The organism is Singulisphaera rosea (assembly GCF_054877945.1).
In genome coordinates, this window is sequence record NZ_JBTYIP020000007.1 from 150,498 (window position 1) to 169,258 (window position 18,761).

At 62.7% G+C, this 18,761-nt stretch carries 14 protein-coding genes and 1 tRNA gene; 6 read left to right on the forward strand and 9 right to left on the reverse strand.

Annotated features, from left to right (window positions below; all coding sequences use genetic code 11):
• Positions 1-37: 37 nt before the first annotated feature.
• On the reverse strand, positions 38-1,141 hold the full coding sequence (locus ACYOEI_RS15025; protein WP_462850326.1) for a serine/threonine-protein kinase: 1,104 nt from the start codon (positions 1,139-1,141) through the stop codon (positions 38-40).
• A complete protein-coding gene (locus ACYOEI_RS15030; protein ID WP_462850327.1) occupies positions 1,132-1,605 on the reverse strand; it encodes a hypothetical protein in 474 nt (157 codons plus the stop codon). The genes ACYOEI_RS15025 and ACYOEI_RS15030 overlap by 10 nt, the downstream gene beginning before the upstream one ends.
• A gap of 531 nt (positions 1,606-2,136) precedes the next feature.
• Between ACYOEI_RS15030 and ACYOEI_RS15035 the strand changes: the two genes are divergently transcribed.
• Positions 2,137-2,718, forward strand: coding sequence for a PEP-CTERM sorting domain-containing protein (locus ACYOEI_RS15035; protein ID WP_462850328.1), 582 nt, complete (start codon positions 2,137-2,139; stop codon positions 2,716-2,718).
• A 440-nt stretch (positions 2,719-3,158) separates the two neighbouring features.
• On the opposite strand, the gene ACYOEI_RS15040 is transcribed toward ACYOEI_RS15035, so the two are convergent.
• Both ACYOEI_RS15040 and ACYOEI_RS15045 read right to left on the reverse strand, forming a co-directional pair.
• Positions 3,159-4,340 carry an SGNH/GDSL hydrolase family protein gene (locus ACYOEI_RS15040; protein ID WP_462850329.1) on the reverse strand — a complete coding sequence of 394 codons (1,182 nt, stop codon included), beginning with the start codon at positions 4,338-4,340 and terminating at the stop codon, positions 3,159-3,161.
• A 13-nt stretch (positions 4,341-4,353) separates the two neighbouring features.
• Positions 4,354-4,917 carry a hypothetical protein gene (locus ACYOEI_RS15045; RefSeq protein ID WP_462850330.1) on the reverse strand — a complete coding sequence of 188 codons (564 nt, stop codon included), beginning with the start codon at positions 4,915-4,917 and terminating at the stop codon, positions 4,354-4,356.
• Between the two features lie 628 nt (positions 4,918-5,545).
• On the opposite strand from ACYOEI_RS15045, the gene ACYOEI_RS15050 reads away from it, so the two are divergent.
• Positions 5,546-7,003: a neutral/alkaline non-lysosomal ceramidase N-terminal domain-containing protein gene (locus ACYOEI_RS15050; protein ID WP_462850331.1), complete on the forward strand. Its 1,458-nt coding sequence runs from the start codon at positions 5,546-5,548 to the stop codon at positions 7,001-7,003.
• A 385-nt stretch (positions 7,004-7,388) separates the two neighbouring features.
• Positions 7,389-8,009: a DJ-1/PfpI family protein gene (locus ACYOEI_RS15055; RefSeq protein WP_462850332.1), complete on the forward strand. Its 621-nt coding sequence runs from the start codon at positions 7,389-7,391 to the stop codon at positions 8,007-8,009.
• Between the two features lie 236 nt (positions 8,010-8,245).
• On the opposite strand, the gene ACYOEI_RS15060 is transcribed toward ACYOEI_RS15055, so the two are convergent.
• The gene (locus ACYOEI_RS15060; RefSeq protein WP_462850333.1) at positions 8,246-9,634 is read right to left on the reverse strand and encodes a DUF1501 domain-containing protein; all 1,389 of its coding nucleotides are present in this window, start codon (positions 9,632-9,634) and stop codon (positions 8,246-8,248) included.
• Between the two features lie 8 nt (positions 9,635-9,642).
• Positions 9,643-12,984 (reverse strand): DUF1553 domain-containing protein, encoded by a 3,342-nt coding sequence (locus ACYOEI_RS15065; protein ID WP_462850334.1) that lies wholly within the window; start codon positions 12,982-12,984, stop codon positions 9,643-9,645.
• A gap of 747 nt (positions 12,985-13,731) precedes the next feature.
• Here ACYOEI_RS15065 and ACYOEI_RS15070 point away from each other — a divergent pair.
• The gene (locus ACYOEI_RS15070; protein ID WP_462850335.1) at positions 13,732-13,986 is read left to right on the forward strand and encodes a hypothetical protein; all 255 of its coding nucleotides are present in this window, start codon (positions 13,732-13,734) and stop codon (positions 13,984-13,986) included.
• A 160-nt stretch (positions 13,987-14,146) separates the two neighbouring features.
• Here ACYOEI_RS15070 and ACYOEI_RS15075 read toward each other — a convergent pair whose 3' ends face one another.
• From ACYOEI_RS15075 to ACYOEI_RS15085, 3 genes are all read right to left on the reverse strand, one after another.
• A complete protein-coding gene (locus ACYOEI_RS15075; protein ID WP_462850336.1) occupies positions 14,147-14,338 on the reverse strand; it encodes a hypothetical protein in 192 nt (63 codons plus the stop codon).
• 232 nt (positions 14,339-14,570) lie between these two features.
• Positions 14,571-14,657, reverse strand: a tRNA-Leu gene (locus ACYOEI_RS15080).
• Positions 14,658-14,743: 86 nt separating this feature from the next.
• Positions 14,744-15,784: an FAD:protein FMN transferase gene (locus ACYOEI_RS15085; RefSeq protein WP_462850337.1), complete on the reverse strand. Its 1,041-nt coding sequence runs from the start codon at positions 15,782-15,784 to the stop codon at positions 14,744-14,746.
• Between the two features lie 83 nt (positions 15,785-15,867).
• Here ACYOEI_RS15085 and ACYOEI_RS15090 point away from each other — a divergent pair, with 83 nt between their 5' ends.
• On the forward strand, positions 15,868-16,905 hold the full coding sequence (locus ACYOEI_RS15090) for a formylglycine-generating enzyme family protein (protein ID WP_462850338.1): 1,038 nt from the start codon (positions 15,868-15,870) through the stop codon (positions 16,903-16,905).
• 143 nt (positions 16,906-17,048) lie between these two features.
• Positions 17,049-18,338 (forward strand): Gfo/Idh/MocA family protein, encoded by a 1,290-nt coding sequence (locus tag ACYOEI_RS15095; protein WP_462850339.1) that lies wholly within the window; start codon positions 17,049-17,051, stop codon positions 18,336-18,338.
• Positions 18,339-18,761: the final 423 nt, after the last annotated feature.

An 18,761-nucleotide genomic window follows, 5' to 3' on the forward strand; every position in this document is an offset into this window, starting at 1 on the left:
CAGGCGAAACAGTCCTGGGCAGCCGGCGCAGGTAGTACTACTCGAAGCTCCGCAGGTCGACGGTGTCCTTCTCGGGGATGGCGAATCGCCCGAGGATTTCGTTCATTTTCGGGGCGTTCCCCTCATCCCGAAGGTTCGCGGCCGCCCGCATCTCGGCGACGTAGAGGTTGGCGCGGGCCGAGTCGCGTTGCTCGCGAAGCTTGTGGGCCATCGCGAGGATGTCTTTGTTCGACTTGGCCTGCGTATTCGCGAGCGGGGCCTGGCGGTCGGCAACCGGGAGGGACAGAACGACGACGGCCACGATCGCGGCGACGGCCAGACCCGCGGCGACGGCCAGCCAGCGATTGCGCCGGCACCATCGCCAGCCCTGCTCGATCGGTCCCACCGGCCGGGCCTTGATCGGCCGTCCGTCCAGAAACCGCCGCAGGTCGTCGGCCAGTGCCGCCGCCGAACCATAACGTTTGCCCGGCTCTTTCTCCAGGCACTTCAACACGATGGTTTCCAGGTCGCGTGGGACGCCCACATTGAGCCGGCGTGGAGGCACCGGCTCTTCACCGATGACCTGGAGCACCGTGTCCATCACGCTGGCCGCCTGGAATGGGGGACGACCGATGATCAACGCATAGAGCGTCGCCCCCGGCGCATAGTCGTCGGCGTTGGGCCCCACTTCGCCACGATACGCTCCGGCCTGATCGGGCGGCATGTCGCTGGGCGTCCCCATGATCTGGCCGGAGCCCGTCAATCCGCTGTCACCTTGCAGCTCCTTGGCCAGGCCGAAATCCGTGACGTGCGGGTTGACCGACGGGTCGATCAAGAGGTTGGCCGGCTTGAGGTCGCGATGGATCACGTGATGCTGATGGGCGTAGTCGATGGCTTCGGCGACCTTGTTCATCAAGGCCGCGGCCTCAGTCGGCGAATACGGCCCCTCGACCAGCCGCTGCGAGAGGCTCTGGCCTTCGACGATGCCCATGCTGAAGTAATGCTGACCCTCGTGCTGGTTGACCTCGAGGATCGGCACGATGCCCGGATGGTCCAGGTTCGCGGCCGCCTCGGCCTCGGTGAGGAACCGCTTGACGTCGACTTCGTCGGCAAGCTGTCCTGCCAGGATCATCTTGAGAGCGACCTTACGGATCAGGCCCACCTGTCGCGCTTTCGAAGACGACCCCACTCGCGGACGATCGCGTACTCGCCGAAGTAGCGGACGCGAGTTGGTGCGACGACCTCCGGCGACGGCCTTGATCCGAGATGGTCGAGCGTGACCGGTTCGGCGGGTGCGACGGTGGCTTCCTCATCCACGAGGGGATTCGCCAGGCCCGGGATCAGGATTGTGGGTGGGCTCGCTGGCGCGAAGGTCGCGGCTTTGGTGATCGGGCTGGACTCAATCCTCGCGAGTGTTTCGTCCACCCGGCGCAACTCGTCCTGTAACCCGACCAACTCCGCCTCGAGCGCACGTCGTGCCACCTCGGGGACCTCCCCCAGGTAGTCGCCTCTCACCGGACTCCGGCCCGAGCGCCAATCGCCCTCGAACCGGCGGCAGACCGCGTCGATGCGTCGGGCAAGCTCGGTTCCGAATCCATGCGCGTTGGCGCTTGATCGCTCGCTCATGCTCGACGGTTCCTTGGCCCAAGGTCGTTCGACGGCTCAAATCCTCATAAAGCGTTTGTCTGGTCGATGTCTTATCCGGGCGTTGGGATCGACACCCCATTCCTGGTCTATGCCCGTGCGGCGCCGGATTGTGCCATTGAAAGGGATTCCGCCACGCAGCAGCGGCCTATGGCCGGATCGACTGACCCCGAACACTCAATGGGCCGCGGCTCACGCAGGCCCGGTCGCTGAAATGAGGACTTAACGAAAATTCACAAATGTCGTCGTCCCTCCCCTAAGATCGAAAACCGGACCGGAGTCTGCCGCTCCCGTCTCGAGGGAGGGCGCCAACGGATTCTCTTGCGCACTCACCCCAGTCGCCTCCAGAAGCCGGACGCGCGGCAGGGATGCCGCTTATGTTTCGCAACTCCTGGTTTGGCAGAGGCGTTTCGCTAAGGGAAGCCTCCGGTATTTGCCGACAATGAGGGTGAAATCAGTTGCATCACCTGGTGTCGATCCAGCTTTGGATACCCGTGAATAAGGAGCTTGGCCGTGACTCGGAGCGGATTCTCCACCTTACTTTTTGCCATTGTGGCCTTGGGGGGGTTCGCAGCAACCTCGGCCCAGGCCAACCCGATTTCCTATACGACGTACGGCACGATCGGCGGTAGCAACCCCGGGAGCCCGATCTCCTGGACGACGGCCGTCGGATCGTTCTACCTGCCGGGCGCGATCAACCTGGGAGGCTTCAACACCTCCGTCAGCCTGCCGGGCTCGAACGTCCTGAACTACGACAATGTCCCTTACACGATCGACGTGTTCCTCAACGACGGGACGACCAACTCGGAGCTTGAGATCAAGGGCGTCATCAACGGGACCATCACCGGGACGACCTCTTCCACGATGCAAGCGTCGGTCAGTTCGATCGCCCAGGTCGGGCCGAACCCCTTGCCCTTCCCGCTCGCATCCTTCCAGATCCTCGCCCCCCAGACGATCTACCCCACCGGGCCCTCGCCGTTCTACGCATACGACAACTACACCCCGGTCCCCGAGCCCTCGACACTCGCCCTGTGCGTGTCCGTCCTCGCCGGGCTTGGCGTTCGCCGATGGCGCCGACGCGTTTGCGTCGCTTGATTCGCGATTCAAGCGAAAACGTGTAAACAATAGAATCACCCCGGCGTCGACGCGGGGACTTGCTGCGGCCCGCCTTCAAAACGACCGTTCGAAAATGACTCGGCCCGCCGCTTGCAAGGCTTGGGCCGAGTCTTTCAAGGCGCCGTGGGTTCGAATCAACCTTCCCGAGGACCTCGCCGATTTCGGGGATCGCCCCCCCTTCCTCCACGATCCTTTCCCTTCAATCCCGGTCGTGATGATCACTCAAAAAGCGATTCTTTCGGCACTCCGATTGGAAACCCTACTAAATCCATCAAACCAATAAATGGATTACCTGTATTAATCCTGCCATCTGTTGATCGTTCCCCTTCTCCGTCTTATTCGTGTTTCATCCGTGGCTAGATGGTTTCCGACCTCCATCCGTAGTTGAATCTAGACCGAACCTGGGTCGAGCCTCGTTCCTATCGCCCCGCAGGCGAGTTCGCCCCGTCGTGTTCGTCGATCGGGATCAGGAGCGAGGCGATCACCTGCGCGTACACGCGATGGCCGAAGTCGTTGGGGTGGTTCACGCCATTGCCTGTCTGATCCCAATCCTTCTTAAGCCTCAAGAACTCGCTCCAGATCGAGGTGACGTCGGCGAGTGCCACCCCCGGACCGCACAACCGCACGAGCTCATCTCGATACTGCGGGAAGAGCTCCTGCTTGAGCGCGACCCAACCCGGGTTCCCAACCATCGTGGCGATGAGGATGAACTCGGTCCCCGGACGATCCTTCCTGATGCCCTCGATGGTCGCGGCGATCTTCTCCCCGAAGTCCTTGGCGGGCCTACCGCCGGAGTCGTTCATGCCGAAGGCCAGGAGGACGAGATCCGGACGGGCCTCGACCACCTTCCCGACCATGGTCAGCCCCCACGCCGAGTCCATCCCGCCGACCGAAAGGTTCGTGACCTCGACCTGTCCCTTATATGTCTCGTGCAGCGCCCGGCTCACCAGGTCCGGATAAGCCGGCTGGAACGGCTTCCCATCCGCCCATCCCGAGGCATTGCACCCCGTGGAGATGCTGTCTCCCAGCATCACGATCTTCAGCGGAGCGCGGCTGCGGAGCGTCTCCATCGTATGCGGCAAAGCCTTGGGATCAAACTTCGGCACCGACGTTTTCCAAAGGCCGGGCGCGTGCGAATATCGGACGATGGTCTGGAGCTCGTGATACTCGAGTTTCCCCCCGAAATAAATCTCCCCGTTCCCGTCCCGATGCGTGAGCCGATACGGCTGACTCCCCGCAGGCCTGCGGAGCAAGTCAGGCGTCGACGTCGTGATCCGCGACCCCTTCGGGATTACGATCTCTCTCGAGTCGGCCTTCCAGAGGTAGTCTCGCCCTTCCTCATATTGGGCCTCGCCCGACGAGCTCCGGACGGAGAGAAGCTTCTGGATTGGGAAGAGCACCGATGCTCGGGCCTCGCCCGTCGTGTCATCCCTGAGGAAGAGGATCGACTCTCCTTCCATCACCTCGCCCAACCAGAAGGGCCGGAGTTGCTCCGCGGAATAGTTCCATTCAGGCTTGGGCGCCTCTTGGGCCAGTAGACTGGGGACCGAGGCCCAGATCGAGCCGAGGAGGCCAACGGAGACAATGATTCGCGATATCATCAAGTCAGACCTTTCATCCGTTCATCAAGATGAGAAGAAGCCGAATCGCGTGAATGCCGTCCCGGATTGACGTAGCCCAGGGGTCCCTCGAACTTCCCATACCTACTACGGTAGGAGTCAACTCGATCCATCCGCCGACGTGTTTCTGGGCGTCTTCGTCAAACGTCGTTACGACGAGTGAGGCGATACTCCAGAGGGCACTCTCACGGGGCCAGGCCTTCGAACTCCCAGGTCGGATCCTCGCCGCCCTGATAGGAATGTTGGGAGCGCCCCACTCGTCGCCGTAATGCCGGTCATACTCTTCACGGAGCTGCTGCGCGAGGCGTTTCAGGGCCAAATACTCGGGCGCAGCTTCGTCGGGGTATTCTCTCGGATCGTTGAGTTCACTCTCGATCGTGTCCATGAGACACTCCAGATCCCAGCGGTAAAGGGTGATCGGTCGAGTCCCCTTGTACGCCTCGATCTTGCGATCGAGCCCGAACGCCTCGACGAGCAAGGCAGTGTGCCGTTGCAGTTCTCGCAGTTCCTCACCGGCGATCAGAACTTTGTGGCGGATGTCGCGGTTGCCCGGCTTCATGGATAGGCCCCTACGATTCGGTTTCCCGATCCCCGCCTGGGGCCGTACCGGGACGTACGGCATTTCAGCCGAATCTCGGCGAACTTCACTGAATCGTCCTCCGGTCCGGTAGGCCGACCTTCATATGCCTCGTCGCAAACGCCGGGTCGATGACTTCGGGGTCGAGGTGCCGACCGATCCACTCCAGCATCTGGTTGTGGCAATTATTCTCAGGGTCGCTGATAACTTCGAGGAAGTCCACATGCCCCTGGGGACGAAGGCACTCGGCTAGCGCCCTTGACGAGCGCCGACAGACGTCGAACCTGGAGTTGAGCGAGCCCCGTGGGTTGCGAGCGAATTCCTCCCTGAGCCTTCTCTCGAAGTCCATAGGTCCGCCAGATCTCGAGGCTTTTGTATCCCGTTTCATTCCACTCGAGACCAGAAGCGGGGGCGTGGCAATATCCTATCGAGCCAGTCGGCTCATCAAGCCAACCTCAACAATTCATTACGTCGCATTTTCTTGAGTCCGAATTGAAAGCAAGTTCGGCGTGTGGGGTGATCCCCCTCCAGCATTCGGGATCGTCGACGAGGGTGCACTCGGCGGCAAGAGCCGGTATGCTGATGGTCCCTGAAAGACATGGAGTCGAAGATGAGAAGATTCTGCCGAGCGGTGGTGGTCGGGATTTTGTTGGGGATCCTCGGTGTTCCGGCGACTCGAGGTTTCGACGGCGGCGCAGCGTCCTCGTCCTGGCGGGCCGGGTCGGCCTCGGTCACGATAACGCCCGAGAGGCCCCTGATCCTCCTCGGATACACCAGCCGCAAGGGGCCGTACGAAGGGGTTTCCGACGACCTTTCGGCCCGCGCGCTGGCTCTGGAGGACGCACAAGGCCGCCGTGCCGTGATCGTCGCCGCCGACCTGGTCGGGTTTCAGGCGGCGGTCGTCACCGATGCCGTGACGCGCCGGATCACCGAGCGGACCGGCCTGGGCCGCGAACGGTTGATCTTCAACGCCTCGCACACCCACACCGGGCCGGTCGTTAGCCTGGATCCGAACCGCACGATCAACGTCGCCCACCCGGGCATGACGTCCGAGCAGGCCGAGGCGACGATCGACTACACCCGTCGGCTTCAGGATCAGTTGGTCGACCTGGTTGGGCAGGCACTCGCGGCCTTAAAGCCGGCGAAACTTTCCTGGGCGGCTGGCCGCACCAAGGTGCCCACCAACCGTCGGCTCCCGAAACCGCAAGGGGTCATCATGGCTCCCAACCCCGATGCTCCAGTCGACGACGCGGTTCCCGTCCTGCGGATCGACTCGCCGGAAGGGAAGACCTTCGCCGTGGTCTTCGGGTGCTCCTGCCACGCGGTAGCCGCCGGCGGCCAGAACGCCCTGAGCGCCGACTATCCCGGCTACGCCCGCGCGGTCGTCGAGGCCCGACACCCCGGCGCGACGGCCCTGTTCCTGGCCGGTTGCGGCGGCGACGCCAACCCGGAACCTCGGGGCACGATCGAAGAGGCGCGGAAGCACGGCAACACACTCGGCGTCGAGGTCTGCCGGGTGCTCGATGGGCCACTCGCCCCCGTCGTCGGTCCGCTCCAGATCGGCTACGCGCAGGTGGACCTGCCGCTGCAGCAACTCTCCCGAGAGGAGATCAAAGGCTACCTGGATCGCCCGAATTTCCAGGCGTGGCAAGCCCGGCACATGCTCGAAGTTCTGGACGCGGGCGGAGCGTTGCCGACGCGTTACAAGGCTCCCGTCGCGGTCTGGCAATTCGGCAACGACCTGACACTGACGGCCCTGCCGGGCGAGCCGGTCGCCGAGTACGCGACCCTCTTGCGCAGAGCAATCGGCCCAGACAAGCTCTGGATCGCCGGCTACAGCAACGATTGTTTCGGCTACCTCCCGACCGCGCGAGTCGTCAAGGAGGGCGGCCACGAGGCGATCGGCGTGACCCTCTGGGCCTGGAGCCGAAACCTGAGCCCCATGGTCGGCTTTTTCGAGCCTCGCGTCGAGGAAGTCATCCTCGATGCCGTCCGGCGGCTGGCGCTCGAATCTCAGTCCAAGCCACCGACGACGACTTCACGGCGGCAGGATCCCAAAGCCAGATGAATTCAAAGACCCTACATCGGGCTAGAATCCGCCAGGGTATGGAAGACGAAACGCTCTTAGCCACGGATGGAACACGGAAAGGACGAGAAACGGATGATCAGCAGATAACGCAGATCGATACAATTGATTAATTCAACAACTTTAACAAATCTCCGATGTTTGACCATCCGCACCATCCATGGACGAATTCCCTGTTCCTATGGTTTATCCGTGCTACATCCGTGGCTCAAAATCCATTCAACCTATCCGTGACGGATCGTAGCTCGATGTTCGGTCATTAAGGCTTTCGAGCTTGCCTTCTTCGGCGGCCGGCGACCGTAATTGCCGTCAGCAATAGCAACTCGGCAACAACCGTTGTATCGCGTCCTCAGACCTTGGAGGCCGAATGCGCATCGCTGTCCTTACCTTCGAAGGTTTCAACGAGATCGATTCGTTCGTCGCCTCGGCCATGCTCAATCGTGTCAAGACGCCGCAATTGCGAGCTCTGATTGTGTGCCCCACCGATCGGGTCGCGTCGATGAACGGCGTTGTCGTCCAGTCTCAGGCTCCCCTGAGCTTCGCACGGGAAGCCGAGGCGGTCATCGTCGGCAGTGGGAGATTCACACGAGACCTGGTAAGAGACCCACGCCTCATGGAAGAGCTCAGGCTCGACCCTTCGCGCCAGACCATCGGCGCCCAATGCTCCGGGGCGCTCGTGCTCGCGAAGCTCGGACTCCTTGGAAACGTCCCGGCATGCACGGATTCGACGACCAAGCCGTGGGTTGAAGAGGCCGGGATCCAGGTCCTCGATCAGCCGTTTGTCGCCCACGGGAACGTCGCAACGGCCGGAGGCTGCCTCGGCTCTCACTACCTCGCGGCGTGGGTGATCGCTCGCCTCGCAGGTTGGGACATGGCGGAGAGCGTCGTCCAATACGTCGCTCCCGTCGGCCAAAAGCAGGAATACGTGGAGCGTGCTCGCGTGGTGGTCCAGCAATACCTGCCGGAGCACGAAGCTGTTGCGGTCTGACTCCGGCAGTGAGGCCGTCCCGTCTGGTTCAGCTTGGTCGCGTAACGCCACTACGAACGATATCAGGCCAACACCTCGTATCCCGAGGGTTCGATTGCCAGTAAACCCGCCGCGAATCCAGCGATCGACATGGCGATCCGGCGTCGGAAGGGATCAGGTGGGTTGGTGGTTGGACACACGCTCCGTTTGCAACTCGATCGGTCCTTGACTTATTCCGTAGATGGCTCAACTGGTGCTCAAGCGATAATTTTCTTCACCACATCGCCGTAAACGTCGGTCAATCGATAGTCTCGCCCCGTGGAGCGATAGGTCAGTTTTTCGTGGTCAAGCCCGAGGAGGTGGAGAATCGTGGCGTGGAGGTCATGGACGTGGACTCGATCCTCGACCGCGTCCCATCCAAACTCGTCGGTGCTGCCGTGCGCCATGCCCCCGCGTACACCGCCCCCAGCGAGCCACATCGTGAAGCCGTAGGGATGGTGGTCCCGCCCATCCTTACCCTCAGCCGCCGGAGTCCGGCCGAATTCACCACCCCAGATGACCAGCGTTTCGTCGAGGAGCCCCCGCGATTGCAAGTCCTGAAGCAGCGCGGCGATCGGTTGATCGGTGGCCAGGGCATTCTTGGCATGGCCATCCTTCAGGTTGCTGTGCTGATCCCAAGGTTGGAAGCCACCGGTCGTGTGGTACAGCTGGACGAATCGCACACCTCGCTCGGACAGTCGCCGAGCCAGCAGGCATTGACGGCCGAAGTCTCGCGTCTCCTCACGGTCGAGGCCATAACGTCGCTTGGTCACCTCCGACTCGCGACCAATGTCGAAAGCCTCAGGAGCTTGTATCTGCATGCGATAGGCCAGGTCGAACGACTCGATCCGAGCGGAGAGTCGGCTGTCCTCGGCTCGCTGGTCGAGATGCATCGTGTTGAGCTGTTTCAAGGCGTCGAGTTCCCGTCGCTGCCGATCGAGACCGACGTTGGCGTTCTTCAGGTTGCGGATCGGGCGTTCCAGGTCGGAGACGAACGTCCCCTGGTACGATGCCGGCAAGAAGGCGGCACCATACTGCCGACTCCCTTCGATGAGTGGTCCCGGTCCGATCGCGAGGAAGGCCGGCAAATTCTGATTCTCGGTCCCCAGGCCGTAGGAAATCCAGGAGCCGAGACTGGGACGCGTCGCGACGCGTTCCCCGGTGTTCATCAGGAGGCAGCCCCCCGGATGATTGGGGTCGTCGGCCACCATGGAGCGGATAACGCAAAGCTGATCGATACAGTTCCCTACATGTGGAAAGAGTTCACTGACTTCGAGGCCGGACTCCCCTCGCTTTCGAAACTTCCAGGGGGAGGCGAGCAGGTTTCGGGTCTGCCCCTGGTAGAGCTTGGGTGAGGGCTTGCCATGTTCTTGCTGGAGACGCGGCTTGGGATCAAAGGTATCGACTTGAGAAGGGCCGCCGGGCATAAACAGGAAGATCACGCGCTTGGCCCGCGCCCGGAAATGAGGCTCGCGAGGCGTCAGTGGATTTCCAGCCGAGGTCGCCCGAACCTCTTCGGCCAACATCGCCGCCAGTGCAAGCGACCCGAAGCCGGCGCCCGCCTGTCGGAGCAACTGGCGGCGACTCGGGAAGTGGATGTCATCCATTGTTCAACTCAATCAAGATAGAGGAACTCGTTGCTTCCCAATAGGATTAGGCAATATCGCTCCCAGGGGTCGAATTCCGCGCCCGGCATCAGCAGACCCAGGCCCAACTCGACCTCGGCTTGCGTCGGAGGCCGACTCAAAACCAGCCTGTAGAGTCGATGGATCCGGGCCTTGTCGTCACCGTCCCCTTCCTCTCGTGCCACACGCTTGGCCACTGTGCGAGCGAGATCGACCACGAACGGGTCGTTCATGAAGAAGAGGGCCTGAGGGGCCACGGTCGACTGACCTCGACGGTCGACGATCGACCCGGGGTCGGCGCGGTCGAAGAGGCGTCCGAAGTCGGAAGTGCTGCCTCCGGTCCGTGCAGACGAAAGGTAAAGCGTCCGTCTCGGAACGTTCAAATCGACGAAGGCAGGTCCCCCCGGCGCCGTGTCAAGCCGACCGGCGGCGACCAGAAGGCTGTCGCGTATGGCTTCCGCATCCAGTCGACGACGGTTCATCCGGCCGACCAGCCGGTTTTCGGGGTCGGCCGCAACCAACCCAGCAACCGCATGAACCGATTGCTGATAGGTTGATGACAGCATAATGAGCCGATGCATGGCCTTGATCGACCAGCCCGACGCCACGAATCGTCCCGCGAGAAAATCGAGTAACGCCGGGTGCGTCGGTCGTTCGCCGCGGTTTCCGAAATCGTTGGGAGTGCGGGCCAGCCCCTCGCCGAAGTGGTGCTGCCAGATCCGGTTCACCATGACACGCGCCGTCAGCGGGTGATCGGCTCTCCCCAGCCAATCGGCGAGTTGGCGACGGCCGCTCCCATCGGTAATCGGCTCGCGATGCTCGCCGGTCAAGATTCGAGGGAAGCCACGAGGCACCGTCTTGCCAGGACGCTTGGGATTGCCGCGAAGAAAAACCTGGGCGTCCTTGAAGCCTTCGTGACGAGTCCCCGCAGGACCGCCGTCCTGGACGACAACCGCCATGGGAATCTCGCGTGGTGCCTTCTTCTTGAGCTCCGCAAGCTCGCGGCTCATCGCGGCAAGCTTGGCCTGACTAGCGGCCGGAAGCATCGTCGCCTGCTGCTCCGCGGAGACCCAGAACGGGCCGCGAGGCGACAGCAGCTCTTCATTAAGATCGGCCAGAACTTCGCGAGATGGACGGCTCGGATCGGAAGGATTGAACCAGGATCCGCGCAATTCGGCCTCGACCTGCCTACGGTCGGATTCTTCGAGAGGACGATCGTAAATACGAATCTCGGCGACCTCGCCCTGAAACATCGGACTGGTCCCGGAACCCGGTCCGCCGATGTGCAGGGCGGTGATCTTCTCTTCGGAAGAAATCGACTCGATCCCTTTTTGGGCCAAGGTTGCTCCGTTGCGGTAGAGAGCGGTCCCGCCCGGGCCCCAGGTCACGCAGACAAGTTCAAAATCCTCGGCCCGATTCGGGTCGACAAGATCTCCCGATGTCCCTTGATTCCGCAAGACCGCGTGCAATGGGCCGGCGGGATTCGGCATCAGACCGAGCCCATGTTTACCGACATCGGAATCCTCCCAGCCGACGAGCCGTTGAGTCGCGCTGCCGCTCTTTGCGCCCCGAAAGACCGCGAACAGGCTGCCAACCGGAGGTGCCCGTCTCGGCGATTCCATCATCGATCGACCGTCAAACCGAAGCACCGTCTTGGTATTCCCATGGATCGCAACCTCGACCTTCGACGGCCCAAGCTCTCGGCCGACAACCTTGGCGTCCGCTAGCAGAGTCGAATGGTTGGGCCAGAGCGTGACATGTCCCTGGGTATCGGTGACAAGATAGGGGTCGTCCGCTCGAAGGTGGATCAGGAGCGATGTGCTCAATGAAGAGTTTGCCGTTGTGAGCGCTTTCGAATGCGAGATGATGGCCGCCTGCAACTCCGAGGCGGATCGTTCGAGCTCAGCCCCGGAGAGTTTGCCAGCGGCCGCGGCTTTCAGCGTGGCATGACGCGGGATCCCAGTCTGAGATTTTACTCGGCCCAGATATTCGACCCAGCCCGCGAGCATCTTGGCGTCAAGACCTTGCTGCTTGGCACGCTCGCTCACTTCGACCTTGGGTTCAGATGCCTGCGCCCGATGTTCACACGCGACGACCAGATAACTCGCCGTCTGCTTGAGGAGCGAGCCTTTCAGATAGGCGAGGAATTCACGCGCCCCGGCGTCGGGGAGTGTATTCTCAAGCTCCGCCCTTCGCTTCAGATCCGCCGCGTCTTGTGCCTTGATCCTGGCGACTTCATTCTCCGGGAGCAACGGCACTCGAACGAGTGGCGTATTGCCCGCGACAGGGCCGGGGACGAGCCGAGTGCTGAAGAAGATGCCCGCCAGGGCATAATAATCCTCGGTCGAGATCGGGTCAAACTTATGGTCGTGGCAGCGAGCACAGGCAAGGCTGAGCCCGAGGAAGGTCCGGCCGACGACGTCGATTTGATCGTTGACGTAATCCGCAATCATCTGATCCTTGTCAACGTCACCAGGCACGAAGTCGGCAATCGCGAGCATCCCCGTAGCGACCAGTCCGGCCGCATTGATCCCGTTGCGATCTGTTGGCGGCACAAGGTCACCGGCGACCTGATCGCGGATGAATTCGGGGTAAGAAAGGTCGCGATTGAACGCGGAAACGACCCAGTCTCGATAACGCCAGGCTTCGCGAAAATCGCTCTCGGCGGGCAACTGGATCAGGTCACGTGCATCGGCGTAGCGAACGATATCCAGCCAGTGACGACCCCAGCGTTCCCCATAGAGCGGCGAGGCCAGCAGACGATCCACAACCTTCGCGAATGCGTCGGGCGAGTCGTCGGCGATGAACGCCTCGACCTCCTCGGGAGAAGGAGGTAGGCCGATCAGGTCGAAAGTCGCCCGTCGGATCAAGCTCCGTCTATCGGCCGAGGGAGCAGGTCCGAAACCTTTCTCCTCAAGTCGAGCGAGGATAAAGCGGTCAATGTCCGATCGGGGCCAAGTCGTGTTTCGTATCTCGGGAGCCGCAACGGCCTGGATCGGCTGGAATGACCAGAATCGCCCTGGATCGTCGGTTAAACGACGATCTCGCTTCTCCGCCACGGGTGCGACCTTCGCCTCAGGCCACGGAAGCCCCGACTTGACCCATTTGGTCAGGATCTCGATCTCACGGTCCTTCAGTTTCTCCTTGGGAGGCATCTTGGGCTCGCCCAGATACCGAACGGCCTGGATCAGCGGACTCTTATCGGGATCGCCGACGACCACGGCCTCGCCGCTGTCCCCACCCTGAAGTAACTCGACGCGAGACGTCAGTCGAAGCCCTCCCTTGGGGGCCTTGCTATCGCCGTGGCACGACCAACACCGCTCGACCAGCACGGGTCTAACTTCGCTCTCAAAAAATGCGGCTTCAGCACGCGAAGGTTCGTTCGCATCCGCTGAACCGAGGATCACTCCAGCGAACAGGAGTGCGAGGACGGAGATTCCGAATCGCAAAGTCGGACCCCTTTCACGAGGTGTCCTCAAGCGGGCGCTATCGGCGAGAGGTAAACGGTAGGTCGATTTGAAAAGCTCGGCCGTAGCCGGCTCTCAAACAGTTCTTTGCCGTGGTTGGGGGTATTTTAAACAGATTTGCGAGAGCTTCCCACAACGATCTCACGATCGGGATGCTGCTCCGCTCGATCTCGTCGCCGTTGCGAACCCACGACAAGTCGAGGGCCTCGGAGATTTCGGGGGTGCTGGAACCCGGCGGCATCGAGAGGGGGGTCGCAGGTTCTGCTCCTATGCTCACATGGCCTTACTGTTCGGCCGCAAGTTGCATGGTGTGTTTCGAATCCATCAGCGACAGATCGTCGACTTCACCCCTGGCAAGCCGGGGACCGGGGGGGCGAAGGAGATTCCGAGGCTGCCCGCTCGTGTTGGATACTGCGCAAGGGGACTCGGACCAGGTCGTCGTCTGGTTCAAGTCGAGAGGTAAGCCTTCGTGGATAACGGCGGAGAAAGATGGGGCAATGCCTGAGGAGATCAAGCTGCGTGGGTTGCGTTACCGCATGCGAGAGATCACGCTGGTGACGAGCCTGCTGGACGCGGCATCGTACTCGGCCGAGCTCCACCGCCGGAGACGGCATGCCCAAATCAACATTCAAACTTTATCTGTCATCATACTCACGCTATCAGCGACACGAGACCCTGGAGGCCGTGCTAAAGTTTCCGGGGATCATCTCGTTGGCGTGCAACCTGGTGCATTCGTCGATGGGTAAGTCGGCTCATCTCCTGCGAATGGAACCCGACCCGATCCGGCTGGTCGATGCGATGAGTTGGTTGATCGGGATCGAGGGCGGGGACCTGTCGGTGTTTGCTCGTCGATGCCTCGCGGCGTAGTCGGATCGAGCCGCGGGTGAAAAACCAAGGGCCGAGCGGTATCGCTTTATGAAGAAGCCTCGACGGTAACTCCGCAAATCATTGCCAGCGAAGAACCTGTGTGCTATCTTCATGCCATTCCGTCACGTCCCCTTTTTCACCCGCCCCGTCGGTAGTCTAGTTAGGGGTTACCATTGTTGGTGGCCGCCTGTGCAGGGCGGTGGAGGAAAACTTGCTGGCCGCGTTCGGTCCGCTCGTTGGATTGGATGTAGACGACGAGGCGGTCGTCGATGCGGGTGCTGTAGGTCGTTCTGGCGACGGCGATGGTCACCGTCTGAGCATCGAGCGGTCCGCCTTTGAGTACGACGTCCATCGGAAACATCTCCGTGCACGAGGGCTGAGATCGAGGCCTGGTCGCAACTGAAGAAATGCAAATTTACCAAAAATCGACAAGTGTCGTGAGTCGTCCGCACCATCATGTTCGGTCAACCGCTGCGCCGCTGTCGACTTCCGACGCGTGCAGAGGTAGGCCACCCGAGCGACAAACACACTGCGCAGCAAAAAGGGGTTACGTCAAGTCGACGCAACCCCTCTATGCTTCAATGTGCCGAAGAGAGGACTTGAACCTCCACGGGCATGGTTAGCCCACTAGGACCTGAACCTAGCGCGTCTGCCAATTCCGCCACTTCGGCTTGAGGAGACTTTTTATACCCTGGGGGAGGCCCCGAGTCAAGAGTCGGGCGTAACGTTCGTGTGAAGAGGACAAGGTAGACAGAGGTCATCGGGGTGGGGTAGCGGCAGGCAAAGTCTTGAGGTTTCGGGATTCGTAGACCTTTTCGCCTTGAGGGGTTAGGCGGACGATCAGGGCGAAGGCGCCGGGGGTGGATTCGACGAGGGGGAGGCCGCGGTCGGGGCCGAGCATGTAGATGGCGGTGTCGAGGCTGTCGGCGGTGCCGCCGTCGGGGGCGATGACGGTGACGCTGGCGCGGTCGATAACGCCGAGGCCCGTCTTGGGGTCGACGATGTGGGAGTAGCGCTTGCCGTCGATCTCGACGAACTTCTCGGCGTCGCCGGAGGTGGAGACGGCGGCGTTCTTGAGCGAGAAGTAGCGGCGAGGGGGGGCAGAGGACGACTCGACGGGAGCGACGCCGATGGTCCAGCCGTCGCGGCCGGGGGGCGGGTCGCTGACGACGATGTCGCCGTCGCCCGCGACGAGGGCGCGGGTTATGCCGTGGCGCTTCAAGGTTTGAATGGCGGCGTCGGAGGCGTAGCCCTTGGCGATGCCGCCGACGTCGAGCTTCATCCCGGCGGTCAGGAGTTGGACGGTGCGCTTGTCGGGGTCGAGGATCATCCGATCGGAGCCGACGAGGGCGCGGGCCCGGGCGAGGAGGTCGGGGTCGGGCATCTTGCGCTCGCGACGGGCCCGGCGCCAGAGGCGGACGACCGGGGCGACGGTGACGTCGAAAGCACCGGCGGATTTCTCGTACATGGAGCGGGAACGGGCGAGGATGTCGAAGAGGTCGGCGCTGACGGGAACGGGAGGGCCACCGGCCTTGCCGCAGAGTCGCATCAGCTCGCTGTCGGGCTGGTAGTCGCTTAGGGTGGCGTCGAGGGCGGCGATGCGGGCGTAGGCGTCGCGGGACGCGAGGCTGGCGGTTTGCGCGTTTTCCGTGTATAAAACGATCTTAAACTGGCTACCCATGTGGGTCTCGGCGAATTCGAAGCGCGACAGCTCGGGCCCCGGCCCGGCCCCCAACCCGGTGATCGCCAAGCACGCGAAGAAGGGCCGCGAGAGCCGGCCCCGTCGTTGGATCGCCATCGAGAACCTTGCTCCAGGCCGCGTTCGGACCCGAGGACGCCCATCGCCCTCCTTGGCCCATTCTTTCGTGGAGACTACCTCACGTGCAACGGCTTCCGTTCTGCCTTCGTCATTGGCTCGCCGCCGGGGCCTTCGCCCTCTCGGGATTGATGGGCTCGTCCACCGCGTTGGCCCAGACCGACGCGTCCAAGCCTTACTCGGAGGCGATCCCCGGCACGACCTTGAAGTTCGAGATGCTCCCCATCCCCGGCGGCAAGTTCCAAATGGGCAGCCCCTCGGGCGAGGAGAAGCGCGGAGAGGACGAGGGGCCGCAGCTCGAAGTCGAGATCGCCCCTTTCTGGATGGGCAAGTATGAAGTGACCTGGGACGAGTTCGACGAGTTCGCGTTCGCGATGGACCTGAAGCGCAAGGAGCGCGAGAAGGTCGACCTCGCCAAGCAGCCCGAGAGCGAGAAGGCGGCCGACGCCCTGACGAGGCCGACTCGACCCTACGCCGACGAGACCTTCGGCCTCGGCCGCAAAGGGCAGCCGGTCATCTGCATCACGCACCACGCCGCGATGGAATACACCCGCTGGCTCTCCGTGAAGACGGGTCATGTCTATAGGCTGCCGACCGAAGCCGAGTGGGAGTATGCCTGCCGCGCCGGGACGAAGACGGCGTACTCGTTCGGAGATGACGTCGAACAGCTCGGCGAGTACGCCTGGAACGTCGATTCCGCCGAGCGTCCCCAGAAGGTCGGGCAGAAGAAGCCGAACCCCTGGGGCCTCTACGACATGCACGGCAACGTGGCGGAGTGGTGTCTGGACCACTACGTCGGGGACATTTACAGTACGTTGGCGAAGACGACCCCGGCGCGAGGCCCGGTCGTCCTGCCCGACGCCAAGGAATATCCGTACGTAGCCCGAGGAGGCTCGTGGGACGACGACGCGGAGAAGCTCCGCAGCGCGGCGAGGAACTCGTCGAACCCCGAGTGGAGCGTCCGCGACCCGCAGCGTCCCCAGAGCATCTGGTGGCACACCGACGCCACGTTCGTCGGCTTCCGGGTCGTCCGTGCCGTCGACGAGCAGGAGAATCTCCGCGGTCTCAAGTCGCTGGTCGTGAAGAAGAAAGGGACCAAGTAATCGAGCGGGGGATCGCCGCTCCAGGGCGGGTGATCTTCTCGACAGCGATACCTGCCCGGGGCCTTGCCCCGGGACTCCCCCCTCCCCTCCGTCGTGCCCAAGGCCGTACCCGTACCGACAGACTCTCGTAGGAGTGTGATCCGATGACCGATCCCACCGGGGCCAATCGCCGCAACTTCCTCAAGTCCTCGACCGCAGTCGTCGGGGGCGCGGTCGCCACCCAGTTCGGTCTCCTGTCGACGGCGCACGCCGCGGGTTCTGACCTGATCAAGGTCGGCCTGGTCGGGTGCGGCGGGCGAGGGACCGGCGCCGCCGAGAACCTCTGCGAGGCGGCGGCCGGCGACAAGAACATCAAGATTACCGCCCTCGGCGACCTCTTCTCCGACCACCTTCAGAACTGCAAGAGCACGCTCAAGGGGAGCGAGAAGGTCGGCGACAAGCTTGCCGTCAATGACGACAATTGCTTCGTCGGCTTTGACGCCTACCAGAAGGTGATCGATTCCGGCGTCGACCTCGTGATGCTCGCCACCCCTCCCGGATTCCGCCCGATGATGATCGAGGCGGCGATCAAGGCGGGCAAGCACGTCTTCACCGAGAAGCCGGTCGGCGTGGACGGACCGGGGATCCGCAAGGTCCTCGAGGCGGCCGAGGTCGCCAAGTCGAAGGGCCTGGCCGTCGTCGCCGGCACCCAGCGCCGGCACCAGGCCGGCTACGTCGAGTGCATGAAGCGGATCCATGACGGGGCCATCGGCGAGATCACCGGCGGGCGCTGCTACTGGAACCAGGGCGCCCTCTGGATGAAGCCCAGGGAGTCGGCCTGGAGCGACATGGAGTGGCAGATCCGCAACTGGCTCTACTTCGCCTGGCTCTCCGGCGACCATATTTGCGAGCAGCACGTCCACAACCTGGACGTCATGAACTGGGCGCTCAACGCCCACCCCGTCCGCGCCGTCGGCATGGGGGGCAGGCAAGTCCGGACCAGCCCCGCTTATGGACACATCTTCGACCACTTCGCGGTCGACTATGAGTACGCGAACGGGGTCCACATCTCGAGCTATGCCCGGCAGATCGAAGGGTGCGAGAACAACGTCTCCGAGACCGTCGTTGGCTCGACCGGACGTTGGGAGAGCAACGGATACCGCTTCATCGGCAAGGAGAAGTCGCGGTTCAGGAACAAGGAAGTCAACCCGTACGTGCAGGAGCACATCGACCTGATCGCGAGCATCCGCGCCGGGACGCCGCTGAACGAGCTCCGCACGGTCGCCGAGAGCACCCTGACGGCGATCATGGGGCGGATGTCCGCCTACACGGGCAAGGCCGTGACCTGGGAAGAGGCCCTGAACTCGAAGCAGAACCTCTTGCCCGAGACGCTCGCCTTCGGCCCGCTGCCCACGCCCCCGGTGGCCGTCCCCGGCCAGACCCAGTTGATCTGAACCGAGCCTGGAGCGGCGTCAACGCTCAAAGTTGGCGCCGAATCCAGGGCCCCATTCGGATGCGGATGATCCCCCCGGTGGGTGGGGCACTCCTGCCCCGCTCTTGCTGCGAACGTCGAGGCGAAAGCCGCGGGGCAAGAGTGCCCCACCCACCGGGGGAACGTCCGTACGACCGAGCGGTGTGACACCGATACAAGCCCGTAGCGCCGGCGAGTGTATTTTTTTCAGTTTTCTGCAACGGGATTCACTCGCCGGCGCTTCGGGCTTGTTTCAGATCGTTCGGGGAGCCATTCCCGAACGCGATTCGCCCGAAATGCTGTGCCGCGAACTCGCCCCCATGGCCCTTGGTCCCGAACGAGCTCCCGATTGGGGAATCGGCCGGCTTCCATGGGCCGCGTTCGTTGATCGACACTACGAATCCAA